At 68.0% G+C, this 14,079-nt stretch carries 14 protein-coding genes; 11 read left to right on the top strand and 3 right to left on the bottom strand.

The window, feature by feature from the left end; genetic code table 11:
- Positions 1 to 14: 14 nt before the first annotated feature.
- Positions 15 to 3,191: an Rne/Rng family ribonuclease gene (locus tag WS91_RS20905; protein WP_059670938.1), complete on the bottom strand. Its 3,177-nt coding sequence runs from the start codon at positions 3,189 to 3,191 to the stop codon at positions 15 to 17.
- 723 nt (positions 3,192 to 3,914) lie between these two features.
- Here WS91_RS20905 and WS91_RS20900 point away from each other — a divergent pair.
- From WS91_RS20900 to WS91_RS20885, 4 genes are read left to right on the top strand one after another with little or no spacing between them, the layout of a single operon-like run.
- Entirely contained in the window at positions 3,915 to 4,922 is a 1,008-nt protein-coding gene (locus WS91_RS20900; RefSeq protein WP_038750298.1) for an RluA family pseudouridine synthase, read from the top strand.
- Positions 4,923 to 4,927: 5 nt separating this feature from the next.
- A complete protein-coding gene (locus WS91_RS20895) occupies positions 4,928 to 5,587 on the top strand; it encodes an HAD-IA family hydrolase (RefSeq protein WP_059647860.1) in 660 nt (219 codons plus the stop codon).
- Positions 5,584 to 5,979: a Rieske (2Fe-2S) protein gene (locus tag WS91_RS20890; RefSeq protein ID WP_038750301.1), complete on the top strand. Its 396-nt coding sequence runs from the start codon at positions 5,584 to 5,586 to the stop codon at positions 5,977 to 5,979. The genes WS91_RS20895 and WS91_RS20890 overlap by 4 nt, the downstream gene beginning before the upstream one ends.
- A gap of 9 nt (positions 5,980 to 5,988) precedes the next feature.
- Complete coding sequence (locus tag WS91_RS20885; RefSeq protein ID WP_038750303.1) at positions 5,989 to 6,990, top strand: S49 family peptidase; 1,002 nt, start codon at positions 5,989 to 5,991, stop codon at positions 6,988 to 6,990.
- Between the two features lie 18 nt (positions 6,991 to 7,008).
- Here WS91_RS20885 and WS91_RS20880 read toward each other — a convergent pair whose 3' ends face one another.
- The gene (locus WS91_RS20880; protein ID WP_059670937.1) at positions 7,009 to 7,743 is read right to left on the bottom strand and encodes an SAM-dependent methyltransferase; all 735 of its coding nucleotides are present in this window, start codon (positions 7,741 to 7,743) and stop codon (positions 7,009 to 7,011) included.
- A complete protein-coding gene (locus tag WS91_RS20875) occupies positions 7,740 to 8,387 on the bottom strand; it encodes a Maf-like protein (RefSeq protein WP_038750307.1) in 648 nt (215 codons plus the stop codon). Before WS91_RS20875 ends, WS91_RS20880 begins: the two co-directional genes overlap by 4 nt.
- Positions 8,388 to 8,698: 311 nt before the next feature.
- Between WS91_RS20875 and WS91_RS20870 the strand changes: the two genes are divergently transcribed.
- The 7 genes from WS91_RS20870 (at position 8,699) to acpP (ending at position 14,033) form a co-directional block, all read left to right on the top strand.
- On the top strand, positions 8,699 to 9,331 hold the full coding sequence (locus WS91_RS20870) for a DUF177 domain-containing protein (protein WP_059670936.1): 633 nt from the start codon (positions 8,699 to 8,701) through the stop codon (positions 9,329 to 9,331).
- Between the two features lie 96 nt (positions 9,332 to 9,427).
- A complete protein-coding gene (gene rpmF / locus WS91_RS20865) occupies positions 9,428 to 9,607 on the top strand; it encodes a 50S ribosomal protein L32 (protein ID WP_004192741.1) in 180 nt (59 codons plus the stop codon).
- Between the two features lie 139 nt (positions 9,608 to 9,746).
- On the top strand, positions 9,747 to 10,853 hold the full coding sequence (plsX, locus tag WS91_RS20860; RefSeq protein WP_059584616.1) for a phosphate acyltransferase PlsX: 1,107 nt from the start codon (positions 9,747 to 9,749) through the stop codon (positions 10,851 to 10,853).
- Positions 10,853 to 11,842: a beta-ketoacyl-ACP synthase III gene (locus WS91_RS20855; RefSeq protein ID WP_059670935.1), complete on the top strand. Its 990-nt coding sequence runs from the start codon at positions 10,853 to 10,855 to the stop codon at positions 11,840 to 11,842. Before plsX ends, WS91_RS20855 begins: the two co-directional genes overlap by 1 nt.
- Positions 11,843 to 11,913: 71 nt before the next feature.
- Positions 11,914 to 12,846, top strand: coding sequence for an ACP S-malonyltransferase (gene fabD, locus WS91_RS20850; RefSeq protein ID WP_059670934.1), 933 nt, complete (start codon positions 11,914 to 11,916; stop codon positions 12,844 to 12,846).
- 53 nt (positions 12,847 to 12,899) lie between these two features.
- Positions 12,900 to 13,649, top strand: coding sequence for a 3-oxoacyl-ACP reductase FabG (gene fabG, locus WS91_RS20845; RefSeq protein ID WP_038750318.1), 750 nt, complete (start codon positions 12,900 to 12,902; stop codon positions 13,647 to 13,649).
- A gap of 144 nt (positions 13,650 to 13,793) precedes the next feature.
- A complete protein-coding gene (gene acpP / locus WS91_RS20840) occupies positions 13,794 to 14,033 on the top strand; it encodes an acyl carrier protein (RefSeq protein ID WP_004197638.1) in 240 nt (79 codons plus the stop codon).
- The last annotated feature ends 46 nt before the right edge of the window (positions 14,034 to 14,079 follow it).

Genomic DNA, 14,079 nt, shown 5'->3' with positions numbered 1-14,079 from the left:
GATGGACGACCGGATCAGCGGTGAGTCGTCTCGACTTGCTGCATCGGCGTCGTGTCGACGGGCGGCAGCGGCTTGCGTTCGCGCGGCACGCGCATGGGCTGCACGATTTGCGCGGCGACGGCCTGAGCGGCATGCAGCTTGTCCGCGTCCGTATTGACCCAGACGAGGCCGGCGGCTTCGAGCACCGTTGAGAGGCTCGTGCCCGGCGCGGCCGCGACGGGGGCGGCGGCCGTAGCCGGTGCGATGGCCTCGGCAGCCGGCGCAGCCGGTGCTTCGGCGACGGCGGGCGGCTCGTGCGCGATGCGCGTTTCGACGGGCGCGGCCGCGACAGGCGCGGGCTGCGGCGCGACGGCCGGCGCTGGCTCGGCAACCGGGGCCGGAGCAATCGCCGGAGCCGCCGCTTCGGACACGTCCGCCGCGGCGGCTGCAACCGGTGCGGCCTCGACGGCAGCGGCCTCGGCCGGCGCGGCGGCTTGCGCCTGCACGGTTTCGGCCGGAGCCGGCTCGGCGTGCGCCGCGGCTGCCGGTGCGGCCTCCACCGCTGCGGCTTGCATCGGCGCTTCGACAGCGCGAGCGGGCGCTGCCGGAGCCTGCTCGGCCCCGGCGGCGGGCGTTTCGGCTGCCGCTTGCGGCTCGGCCGTCGCGCCGCTCTCGACGTGAGCGACCGCTTCCGCGGCGACGGCTGACGCCGCTACCGCCGCTACACCCGCCTGCGCGGCGTGCTGCGGCTCATGGCCGGCAACCGGCGCGGCGGCTTCGTGCACATCGGCTGCGGCCGCTTCGGCCGTCACGTCTTCGCCGGCTTCCGCCGCTTGCACGGCGCCTGCGGCTTCATCCTCGCGCTCGCGGCGGCCACCACGGCGACCGCGACGGCGACGGCGGCGTTCCTCGCCGTCGCGGGCGTTCGAATCGGCCTCGACGCCGGCTTCGGCGCCGAGCGCATGCGCCGGCTTCTCGGCCGGTTCCGCGTGGGCGCTTTCGCCGCGGTTCACCGTTTCGAGCGTCGCGACGTGCGGCACGGGCTTGCGCCGCTCGCCGCGTTCGCCGCGCTCACGGCGCTCGCTGCGCTGTGTTTCCGCGGCATCGACCGTTTCGGCGCGCTCACGCGGCTCACGCGGCTCGCGCTGTTCGCGCTGCTCACGGCTTTCGCGCGGTTCACGGCCTTCGCGACCTTCGCGGTTGTCCCGGCTGCCGCGGCCTTCGCGTGCCTCGCGGCCTTCGCGCGGCTCGCGGGTTTCCTTGCCTTCGCGCTCGGCGCGCGGCGCCTGAGCGCGGCCGCCGCCCGCTGCGGCCTGGTCGCGGCCGCCTGCCTGTTGCGCGCCGCCGCCGCGACGGTTGCGATTGCGATCGCCGCCGCGTTCGGCCTTTTCACCGCGCTCGCCACGCTCGCCACGCTCGCGCGCCGGACGCGCGGCCGCTTCCTGCGCGGCGGGCGCCGGCGCGGAGGCCGCGGCCGGCTGCATGCCGAACAGGTTCTTCAGCCACTTGACGAATCCGCCGCTCGCCGGTGCGACGGCGGCGGGCGCCGCCTCGGGTGCGGGCTGGCGCTGCGGTGCGGGGCTCGGTGCCGGACGCTCGGGCGTGATGCCCTTCACGGCCGCTTCCTGACGCGGCTTCGTTTCCTCCGCGCGCTTGCTGTAGCCGGTTTCGGCCTCGAGCTCGCGGGCGGCTTCCTCGGCCATCTTCCACGAGGCGCGCGGATCGTCGAGGCGCGCGTCGTCGTGGCGCAGGCGCTCGAGCTTGTAGTGCGGCGTATCGAGATGCTTGTTCGGAATCAGCACGACGCCGACCTTGAACCGCGACTCGATCTTGTTGATTTCCTGGCGCTTTTCGTTGAGCAGGAAGGCCGTCACCTCGACGGGCACCTGGCAGTGGATCGCCGCGGTGTTCTCCTTCATGGCTTCTTCCTGAATGATCCGCAACACTTGCAGCGCGGACGATTCGGTGTCGCGGATGTGGCCCGTGCCGTTGCAGCGCGGGCACGTCACGTGGCTGCCTTCGGAGAGGGCCGGACGCAGGCGCTGGCGCGACAGCTCCATCAGCCCGAAGCGCGAGATCTTGCCCATCTGCACGCGCGCGCGGTCATGCTTCAACGCATCCTTCAGGCGCTGCTCGACTTCGCGCTGGCTCTTCGCCGATTCCATGTCGATGAAGTCGATCACGATCAGGCCGCCCAGGTCGCGCAGGCGCAGCTGGCGCGCGACTTCGTCGGCCGCCTCGAGGTTCGTGCGGGTCGCCGTTTCCTCGATGTCCGCGCCCTTGGTCGCGCGCGCCGAGTTCACGTCGATCGCGACGAGCGCCTCGGTGTGGTCGATCACGATCGCGCCGCCCGACGGCAGCGGCACCGTGCGCGAGTACGCGGTCTCGATCTGGTGCTCGATCTGAAAGCGCGAGAAGAGGGGAACGTCGTCGTGATAGCGCTTCACCTTGCCGACGTTGTCGGGCATCACGATGTCCATGAACGCGCGGGCCTGATCATGGATCTCGGTCGTGTCGATCAGGATTTCGCCGATGTCCGGCTGGAAATAGTCCCGGATCGCGCGGATCACGAGGCTCGATTCGAGGTAGATCAGCATCGGCTGGCCGGGGTGGCCGCTTTGCGACGCCGCCTCGATCGCGCGCCAGAGCTGCAGCAGGTAGTTCAGGTCCCACTGCAGTTCCTCGGCGCTGCGGCCGATGCCCGCCGTGCGGGCGATCATGCTCATGCCGTCGGGGATCTGCAGTTGCGCCATCGTTTCGCGCAGTTCCTGGCGCTCGTCGCCCTCGATGCGGCGCGACACGCCGCCGCCGCGCGGGTTGTTCGGCATCAGCACGAGGTAGCGGCCGGCGAGCGAGATGAACGTGGTGAGGGCCGCGCCCTTGTTGCCGCGCTCTTCCTTCTCGACCTGGACGATCAGCTCCTGGCCTTCGCGCAACGCGTCCTGGATGCGCGCGGAGCGCATGTCGACGCCTTCCTTGAAGTACTGGCGGGCGACTTCCTTGAACGGCAGGAAGCCGTGGCGGTCTTCGCCGTAGTTGACGAAGCACGCTTCGAGCGACGGCTCGATGCGGGTGACGACGCCCTTGTAGATGTTGCCTTTGCGCTGTTCGCGTCCGGCGGTTTCGATGTCGATGTCGATGAGCTTCTGCCCATCGACGATGGCGACGCGCAGTTCTTCCTGCTGCGTCGCATTGAACAGCATGCGTTTCATTGAACGACTCCAGGCGGCTCTGCCGGCGGCGCGCTCCGGTTGTCAGGCGGAGCGCGGGACGACGTCAGGCCGCGCCTTGTTGTGTTGTCACGAGCACGCTGGAGCGGGAATGATGGCGGGAGAATGGCCTGATGAGGCGCGAGCCCATACGACGGGCCGCGGCCAGAGGGCGCCTGCGAACACGGCTTCAAAGCACACGGCGTCGACACTCCGCGCGCCGCAGGGCGCGCTAAGCCTCCGACCGGGCACTGCCGCGGGGCGCGGCGCAAAGTGCGCGCGGCGCCGGGTGGCGGCATATGCTGCGGCTCGGCCGCAGCGGGGAGTATCGAATCCAGCCCGACTTTCCCGCCTGGGGTGTTCCTTCCTTGGTTTTGACGTCGCCAAGCTCCGCGCTCTTGCGGAACCACATCGGGCGCACGCCGTTCTATTCGCAACAGGGAGCCGCGCCGGGCTAACATCGCGCCGCGCCGCAGCTCCCAACAAATTCTTTTTGTCCAACATTCCGTTACCGCGGCACGGCTCCGACCGAATCCGCCTGTGGGCGCGATCCCTGCCAGAGCGGGGTGCCGTGCGTGCAACTTGCTGCTTTCATTTCGTGAGGACGAGCAGCACGCCCCGGGCGCAAGTAAAATAACAGTTTGCGCTTGCGCCTCACGCAGTCCGCCCGAAAACCGGCCGATCAGGCCGCTCCATTACGGAAAGCTGCGCAAAATTATATTCAGTATGAATGAGTTAGGCAAAAAATCCCATAATTCGGTCGCAAGCGGCCAGGTTTCGCTCATCGAGATCGACGAAAACGCCGCCGGGCAGCGCATCGATAATTTCCTGCTGCGCGTCTGCAAGGGCGTGCCGAAGAGTCACATTTACCGGATTCTGCGCAGCGGCGAAGTCCGTGTGAACAAGGGCCGGATCGATGCGCAGTACCGGCTCGCGTTCGGCGACGTCGTGCGCGTGCCGCCCGTGCGCGTCGCGGCGGCCGACCTCGCGCGCGCGGCCGGTCCCGCGCCCGTGCCCGCCGCGGAATTCGAGATCCTGTTCGAGGACGACGCGATCATCGCGCTCAACAAGCCGGCGGGCGTCGCCGTGCATGGCGGCAGCGGGGTTGCGTTCGGCGTGATCGAGCAGATGCGCCATGCGCGGCCGCACGCGAAGTTCCTCGAACTCGCGCACCGGCTCGATCGCGAGACGTCGGGCATCCTGATGCTCGCGAAGAAGCGTTCGGCGCTCGTCGGGCTGCACGAGCAGATCCGCGACAACCGGATGGACAAGCGCTACTACGCATGCGTGCACGGCGACTGGGCGGCGGACTGGGGCCGCCGCCGCGCGGTGAAGGCGCCGCTCTTCAAGTACTCGACGCCCGACGGCGAGCGGCGCGTGCGCGTCCAGGAAGACGGGCTGCCGTCGCACACGGTGTTCAATCTCGTCGACCGCTGGCCGGGCTATGCGCTCGTCGAGGCGGAACTCAAAACGGGTCGGACCCATCAGATTCGCGTGCACCTCGCTCATCTGGGCCTGCCGATCGTCGGCGACGCGAAGTACGGCGATTTCGCGCTGAACAAGACGCTCGCGCGCGCGAGCGCGGTGCCGTCGATCAAGCGGATGTTCCTGCACGCTCACCGGCTGCGCCTCGCGCACCCGCTGACGGGCGAGCCGCTGCAGTTCGACGCGCCGCTGCCCGCCGAGTGCCGGCAATTTCTCGACCAACTCACCGACTTGCGCGAACACGCGTGACACGCATGGCCCGACAGCAATTTGATCTGATCGTCTTCGACTGGGACGGCACGCTGATGGATTCGACCGCGCACATCGCGCAAAGCATCCAGGCCGCGTGCCGCGATCTCGGCGTGCCCGTGCCATCCGACGAGGCCGCCCGCTACGTGATCGGGCTCGGCCTGCGCGACGCGCTCGCCGTGACCGCGCCGAGCCTCGATACCGCCGACTATCCGCGGCTCGCCGAACGCTACCGGCTCCACTATTTCGTCAAGGACCAGCGCATCGAGCTGTTCGCCGGCGTGCGCGAGATGCTCGAGGAACTGCGCGACACCGGCTACCTGCTCGCCGTCGCGACGGGCAAGGGGCGCGTCGGCCTGAACCGCGCGCTCGACCAGGCGAAGCTCACGAGCCTCTTCGACGGCACGCGCTGCGCGGACGAAACGTTCTCCAAGCCGCATCCGGCGATGCTGCAGGAGCTGTCGCGCGAATTGGGGCAGGATCTGGCGCGCACCGTGATGATCGGCGACACGACGCACGACCTGCAGATGGCGGCGAGCGCGGGCGCGGCGGGCATCGGCGTCGCGTACGGCGCGCATTCGGCCGACGCGCTCGCGGCGCTGTCGCCGCGCTTCGTCGCGCCCGACGTCGCGGCGCTCGCCGGCTGGCTGCGGGAGCACGCATGACGGGCGGCGGCGACGCGCGCTTCGTCTGCGCGGCCGACGCGCTCGTCGACGGCGGCGAGGGCGTGCGGGTCGACGCGACGCTGCGCGGCGAGCCTGCCGTCGTGTTCTTCGTGCGCTACGAGGGACGCGCGTACGGTTACCTGAACCGCTGCGCGCACGTGCCGATGGAACTAGACTGGGCCGAGGGCCAGTTCTTCGAATCGTCGGGCTTATACTTGATGTGCGCGACGCACGGCGCGATCTACGAGCCGGAGACGGGCAAGTGCGTCGGCGGCCCGTGCCGCGGCGCGCGGCTGCGCGCCGTTCAGGTCGACGAGCGGGATACGCCGGGCGGCCGCGCGGTGTTCTGGCTGCCCGACGGCGATCTGCGCCCGGCCTCTTCTGACCACTGACTTTCACGCATGTCCGATCAAATCAATCCGCCCGATCCGTCTTCCTCTTCCGCGGCGAGCGCCGCCGCTCGCGAACCAAACTGGGAGCGCGCGGTGCTCGAGCGCGTCGCCCTCGCGGCGATCAAGGAGCAGCGCGCCGCACGGCGCTGGCGGATATTCTTCCGCTTCGCGTTCCTCGTCGTGCTCGCCGTGCTCGCGTTCGCGTTCCTCAGCGTGTCCGGCGACGGCAGCAAGCTCGCGAGCGGACGCCACACGGCCGTCGTGACGATCGACGGCGAAATCGCGGCGAGCACCAACGCGAACGCCGAGGACATCAACACGGCGCTCGGCAGCGCGTTCGAGGATTCGGGCACGGTGGGCGTCGTGCTGCGCATCAACAGCCCGGGCGGCAGCCCGGTGCAGGCGGGCATCGTCTACGACGAGATCCGCCGGCTGCGCAAGAAGTATCCGGCGAAGCCGCTCTACGTCGTCGTCTCCGACATGTGCGCGTCGGGCGGCTACTACATCGCGGCGGCGGCCGACAAGATCTACGTCGACAAGGCGAGCATCGTCGGCTCGATCGGCGTGCTGATGGACGGCTTCGGCTTCACCGGGCTGATGGGCAAGCTCGGCGTCGAGCGGCGGCTGCACACGTCGGGCGAGAACAAGGGCTTCTTCGATCCGTTCTCGCCGGAGACGGCGAAGATGGACGCGCACGCGCAAGAGATGCTCGACCAGATCCACGAGCAGTTCATCAAGGCGGTGAGGGACGGCCGCGGTGCGCGGCTGCACGACTCGCCGGAGATCTTCTCGGGGCTTTTCTGGACGGGCGCGAAGAGCATCGAGCTCGGCCTCGCCGACGATTACGGGACGACCGATACCGTCGCGCGCGACGTGCTGAAGGCGCCCGATCTCGTCGACTACACGGTCAAGGAAAGCCTGACCGATCGCGTCGCGCGCCGCTTCGGCGCGGCGGTCGGCAAGGCCGCGCTGAAGGCGGCCGTGGCCGGCGGCGAGCTGAAGCTGCGCTGACGGCGCGGTCCGCCGCGCTCAGTTCGCGAGCAGCAGGAAAATCGCAGGGCGCTTGTGCAAATCGGGCACGGGCGCCTTTTTCCATTCTGCGGCCGAGCGGCTCGCGATCGTCTCGGTCGGCAGCGTGAGGTCGGCCGCGACGCATACGAGCGTCGACGGCGCGCACGTCGCGACGAGCGCATCGAGCATCGCGTGATTGCGGTACGGGGTCTCGATGAAGATTTGCGTCTGATTCGCCTTGCGCGACTGCTGCTCGAGCTCGCGCAGGCGCTTCGCGCGCGCGGCGGCGTCGACGGGCAGATAGCCGTGGAACGCGAAGCTCTGGCCGTTCAGGCCGGACGCCATCAGCGCGAGCAGGATCGAGCTCGGCCCGACGAGCGGCACGACCTTCACGCCGCGCTCGTGCGCGCGCCGCACGAGCAGCGCGCCCGGATCGGCGACGGCGGGGCAGCCGGCTTCCGACACGAGCCCGGCGTCGGCGCCGGCGAGCACGGGCGCGAGCAGCTTGCCGATCTCGCCCGCGGGCGTCTTCACGTTCAGCTCGCGGATCTCGATTTCCTGGATCGGCCGCTCGGTGCCGATTTTCTTCAGGAACGCGCGCGTCGTCTTCGCGTTCTCGCCGATGTAATAGCCGAGCGACGCGGCGCGCGCCTGCACGGCGGCGGGCAGTACGGCGGCGAGCATCTCGGCGTCGCCTTCGCCTTCGCCTTCGCCGAGCGTGTTCGGGATCAGATAAAGCGTGCCTGCCGTCATCGTCCGTTCGCTCCGCCGGAAGCCGGCGCCCGCGCGCCGAAGAGGGGATAGCCCGCCGCGCGCAGCATCCGCGTGAGCGCGATGAGCGGCAGGCCGACGAGCGCGGTCGGATCGTCGGAGTCGATCGCGTCGAGAAGCGCGATGCCGAGCCCTTCCGATTTCGCGCTGCCCGCGACGTCGTACGGCGTCTCCGCGCGCAAATAGGCGTCGAGTTCGACGTCGGTCAGCGTGCGGAACCGTACGCGCGTCACCACGTCTTCGATCTGCGTCGCGCCCGAGCGGCTGTCGTACAGGCAAAGCGCGCTGTGGAATTCGACCTCGCGGCCGCGCATCGCCTGCAGTTGCGCGAGCGCGCGCTCATGCGTGCCCGGCTTGCCGATCTGCAGCCCGTCGAAGGTCGCGACCTGATCGGAGCCGATCACGAGCGCGCCGTGAGGCGCTCGGGCGCGTTCGGCCGCGGCGCGCGCCTTCGCGGCGGCGAGCCGCAGCGCGGTCGCCGACGGCGTTTCGTCCGGCAGCGGCGTTTCGTCGACTTCGGGCGTGATGACGTCGAACGGCACGCGCAGGCGTTCGAGGAGCTCGCGCCTGTAGCGGGAGCTGGAGGCGAGGATCAGCCGCGGCGGGCTGGAAGCGTTGTCCGGCATGATGGTGTCGGGTATCGGTCGGTTCGAAAGATCGGATGTGAAGGAATGGCCTCCGCCGCGCGGCACGCGGGCGCTCGGCGGGGGTGTGTTCGGTGATGCCTTAAGTATTTGACTCGAAAAGATAAAACGGGTATGCTCTTGCGCTTTTCATCGGCAGGGTTTTTGCGAGTGCCCGACCACGGCCCGATGCGTCCCATCGGCGTACGTACACATCGGGCGTGCGCATCGTGCGCCACGCATCGGGCGCGTGGTGCGCGGGCCGCCTGCACGAACGACGAGTTGTACCGAGGGTTGATACGGCAGGAGCGCACATGAATCCGTCTTCAGGTAAGCCTGCGGTTTCGCTCGATCCGCATGCGATCGATCTGTTCGAATTTGCGCGCAGCGCTCGGCAGGCGGCGGGTGCCGTCCGGCTTTCGCAGTTGCCGCGCATGTTAAACGAAGTGCCGGCGGACGCGCCAGACCGCGACACCGTATTCACCTGGCAGGCCGAGGGTTCGACGCAGCCCGAGTTGCAGGACGACGGCGCCGAGGGGCAACAGCCTTATCTGCGGCTCGCGCTGCACGGTGCCGCGTGGCTCGAGTGCCAGCGCTGCGTGACGCCGTACCGGCAGTCGTTCGACATCGACGTCGTGTACCGGATCGTCGCCTCCGAGGAAGAGGCGGACGAATTTCCGCTCGACGAAGATGACGTCGATGTGATCGTCGGCTCGCGCCAGTTCGATCTCGTCGAATTGATCGAAGAGGAGTTGCTGCTTTCGCTGCCGCTCGTGCCGAAGCACGACGTTTGTCCGGCGGTGCACGAAAGCCTCGTGTCGGGCGTGAGCGGTCCAGCGGCCGATACGGACGATACGTCCGACGAACCGGCGGGCGAAAGCGACAGGCCGAATCCGTTCGCGGCGCTCGAAGCGCTGAAAAAGGGCGGGGGCGGCGGCAAACACTAAGCAGTTGGGGCGCGGGAAGGCGTGAGGCCGCAGGGCCGGGGTAGCAAGCGCCGGATCGGGCTGTGTTAGAATCCGGAAAATTTTTAGGAGTTAGTCATGGCAGTTCAACAAAACAAGAAGTCGCCGTCGAAGCGCGGCATGCATCGTTCGCACGATTTCCTGACGACCTCGCCGCTCGCCGTCGAGCCGAGCACGGGTGAAGTGCATCTGCGTCACCATATCAGCCCGAACGGCTACTATCGCGGCAAGAAAGTCGTCAAGACGAAGAACGACTAAGCGTTTCCGTCTCCGTGGCGCGCGTCTGATGGCCATTCAGGCTCGTCGCGCGACAACCGGTTCGCTTGACACTTTCCTGGCTCAACAAGAAGGCGGCATTCAACTGCCGCTTTTTTGTGCCTGAAATTCGTCGCATTCCATGACTGTAAAGCTCACAATCGATTGCATGGGAGGCGACCACGGCCCGTCCGTGACCGTTCCCGCGGCAGTCAAGTTCGTTCGGTCGCATCCCGACGCGCACCTGATGCTCGTCGGCATCGAAAGCGCGATCCGGGCGCAACTCAAGAAGTGCAAGGCGCTCGGCGAGCCTGCGCTGTCCGTCGTGCCGGCCACCGAAGTGGTCGCGATGGACGATCCCGTCGAAGTGGCGCTGCGCAAGAAGAAGGACTCTTCGATGCGCGTCGCCCTCAATCACGTGAAGGAAGGCGAGGCGCAGGCGTGCATCTCCGCCGGCAACACCGGCGCGCTGATGGCGGTGTCGCGCTACGTGCTGAAGACGTTGCCCGGCATCGAGCGGCCCGCGATCGCGTTCGCGCTGCCGAATCCGACGGGCTACACGATGATGCTCGACCTCGGCGCGAACGTCGACTGCGAGCCGCAGCACCTGCTGCAGTTCGCCGAAATGGGGCACGCGCTCGTCGCGGCGCTCGAGGGCAAGGAGCGGCCGACGATCGGTCTTCTCAACATCGGCGAGGAGATCATCAAGGGCAACGAAACAATCAAGCGCGCTGGCGAGCTATTGCGCGCGAGCACGTTGAATTTTCGCGGCAACGTCGAAGGAAACGACATCTACAAGGGCACTGTCGACGTGATCGTCTGCGATGGCTTCGTTGGCAACGTTGCATTGAAGACGTCCGAGGGCCTCGCGCAGATGCTCGCGGACATCATCAAGGAAGAGTTCAGCCGCTCGCTTTTGTCGAAGCTGATGGCGTTTCTCGCGCTGCCCGTGCTGCTGCGCTTCAAGAAGCGGGTCGATCATCGCCAGTACAACGGCGCGGCGCTGCTCGGCTTGCGCAGTCTCGTCATCAAGAGCCATGGCTCCGCCGACGCGTACGCGTTTGAGTGGGCGATCAAACGCGGGTATGATGCCGTCAAAAATGGCGTGCTGGAGCGTCTTTCGCGAGCGATGGCGGAAAACGCCGCGCCGCTTGGCGAAAGCGGTCGCGACGCGGGCGGAGCGGGGCAGGCGAGTCCGTCCGCAGGCCAGCCAGCCGAGCCCTCCGCCGCGCTTTCCTCGAAGACATAATGGCCCAATCGACCCTCTATTCCCGCGTGCTCGGCACGGGTAGCTACTTGCCGCCCGACCGCGTCACGAATCAAGAACTCGCCGCTCGTCTCGCGAAGGATGGCATCGAGACGAGCGACGAGTGGATCGTCGCGCGCACGGGCATCCACGCGCGGCACTTCGCTGCGCCCGACGTGACGACGAGCGATCTCGCGCTCGTCGCCGCGCGGCGCGCGATCGAGGCTGCCGACGTCGATCCGCAGTCGATCGACCTCGTCATCGTCGCGACGTCGACGCCCGATTTCGTGTTCCCGAGCACGGCGTGCCTGCTGCAGAACAAGCTCGGCATCAAGAACAACGGCGCCGCGTTCGACGTGCAGGCGGTGTGTTCGGGCTTCGCATACGCGCTCGCCACGGCCGACAGCTTCATCCGCACGGGGCAGCATCGCACGGCGCTCGTCGTCGGCGCGGAGACGTTCTCGCGCATCCTCGACTTCAAGGACCGCACGACCTGCGTGCTGTTCGGCGACGGCGCCGGCGCCGTCGTGCTGTCGGCGTCCGAAGAGCCGGGCATCCTCGGCAGTGCGCTGCACGCGGACGGCAGCTACTCGAACATTCTCTGCACGCCGGGCAACGTGAACCGCGGCGTCGTCGCGGGCAGCGCATTCCTGCACATGGACGGCCAGGCCGTCTTCAAGCTCGCCGTGAACGTGCTGGAGAAGGTCGCGGTCGAAGCGCTGTCGAAGGCGGATCTCGCGCCGGAGCAGGTCGATTGGCTGATTCCGCACCAGGCCAATATCCGTATCATGACAAGCACGTGCCGCAAGCTCGGCCTGCCGCAGGAACGCATGATCGTCACCGTCGACGAGCACGGCAACACGTCCGCCGCGTCGATCCCGCTCGCACTCGACGTCGCCGTGCGCGACGGCCGCATCAAGCGCGGCCAGCACGTGCTGATCGAAGGCGTCGGCGGCGGCTTCACGTGGGGCGCGTCGGTCTTCCGCTTCTGACGGGTTTCTCCTCGCATCCCATCGGCGCGCAGTTCGTGCGCGCCGCTCGATTCGATTCATTTGGGGACGATATGAAATTTGCATTCGTTTTTCCGGGCCAGGGCTCGCAATCGGTCGGCATGCTCAATGCATTCGCCGACGTCGCCGTCGTGCGCGAGACGCTCGACGAAGCGTCCGACGCGCTGGGTCAGGACATCGGCAAGCTGATCGCCGACGGCCCGGCCGACGAACTCAATCTGACGACGAATACGCAACCCGTGATGCTGACGGCCGCGTACGCGTGCTATCGCGCGTGGCGGCAGGCGGGCGGCGTGGAGCCGTCGATCGTCGCGGGCCATAGCCTCGGCGAATACACGGCGCTCGTCGCCGCGGGCGCGATCGCGTTTCGCGACGCGCTGCCGCTCGTGCGCTTCCGCGCGCAGGCGATGCAGACGGCCGTGCCCGTCGGCGTGGGCGGGATGGCGGCGATTCTCGGTCTCGACGACGATGCGGTGCGCGCGGTGTGCGCCGAGGCGTCGGCGTCGGGCGTCGTCGAAGCGGTGAATTTCAACGCGCCCGCGCAAGTCGTGATCGCGGGCACGAAGGCGGGCATCGAGAGGGCCTGCGAAATCGCGAAGGCGAAGGGCGCGAAGCGCGCGCTGCCGCTGCCCGTGTCGGCGCCGTTCCACTCGTCGCTGCTCAAGCCCGCGTCGGACAAGCTGCGCGACTACCTCGCGATGGTCGACGTGAAGGCGCCGCAGATTCCCGTCGTCAACAACATCGACGTCGCGCAGGCGTCCGATCCCGAGGCGATCAAGGATGCGCTCGTGCGCCAGGCGGCGGGCCCCGTGCGCTGGGTCGAGTGCGTGCAGCACATCGCCCGCCAAGGCGTGACGCACGTGATCGAGTGCGGCCCGGGCAAGGTGCTCGCGGGCCTCACGAAGCGCATCGACGGCAACCTGGTTGGCGCGTCGGTGTTCGATCCGGCGTCGCTCGACGAAGCGCTCAAGCTCGCCGCCGCCTGACGTTGCGTCAGGCGCGCAAGCTTGCCGATTCAACCGAAACACGGAACCACTGCATGGACAAGACTCTCGACAAACAAGTCGCGATCGTGACCGGCGCGTCGCGCGGGATCGGCCGCGCGATCGCGCTCGAGCTCGCGCGCCGCGGCGCGACGGTGATCGGCACCGCGACGACCGAAGCGGGCGCCGAGGGCATTTCCGCCGCATTCAAGGAAGCCGGGCTCGAAGGCCGCGGCGCCGTGCTGAACGTCAACGATGCGGCGACGGTCGACGCGCTCGTCGAGTCGACGCTCAGCGAGTTCGGCGCGCTGAACGTGCTCGTCAACAACGCGGGCATCACGCAGGATCAGCTCGCGATGCGGATGAAGGACGAAGAGTGGGACGCCGTCATCGACACGAACCTGAAGGCGGTATTCCGTCTGTCGCGCGCGGTGCTGCGCCCGATGATGAAGGCGCGCGGCGGACGCATCGTCAACATCACGTCGGTGGTCGGCTCCGCGGGCAATCCGGGGCAGATCAACTACGCGGCCGCGAAGGCGGGCGTCGCGGGGATGACGCGCGCGCTCGCGCGCGAGATCGGCAGCCGCGGCATCACCGTGAATTGCGTCGCGCCGGGCTTCATCGACACCGACATGACGAAGGTGCTGCCGCAAGATCAGCAGGCCGCGCTGAAGACGCAAATTCCGCTCGGCCGCCTGGGCAGCCCGGAGGACATCGCGCATGCGGTCGCGTTCCTCGCATCGCCGCAGGCCGGCTACATCACGGGCACGACGCTGCACGTGAACGGCGGCATGTTCATGTCGTAACGGAATTCGTTTACCATCCGCGCCGTGCATGCGTGACAGCGCATCCGGCGCATGCTTGGCCGCAAAGCCGGCGCGCATTTTGGGCAGCACCAAACCTGCTAAAATGCGCGCACTTGTAAATCTGAACTTTCCCTCGGAGGGGTAATGGACAATATCGAACAACGCGTCAAGAAGATCGTCGCCGAACAACTGGGCGTCGCCGAAGCTGAAATCAAGAACGAAGCGTCGTTCGTGAACGACCTCGGCGCGGACTCGCTCGACACGGTCGAACTGGTCATGGCGCTCGAAGACGAGTTCGGCATGGAAATTCCGGATGAAGAGGCAGAGAAGATCACGACCGTTCAGCAAGCGATCGACTACGCTCGCGCGAACGTCAAGGCGTAACACGCACGCCGTCTGCAAGTTTTTGCACACGCTGCGCTGGATGCGC

It is taken from the genome of Burkholderia sp. MSMB1498, from assembly GCF_001526245.1.
Classification (GTDB): domain Bacteria; phylum Pseudomonadota; class Gammaproteobacteria; order Burkholderiales; family Burkholderiaceae; genus Burkholderia; species Burkholderia savannae.
This window is presented reverse-complemented; position numbering and strand designations above follow the sequence as displayed.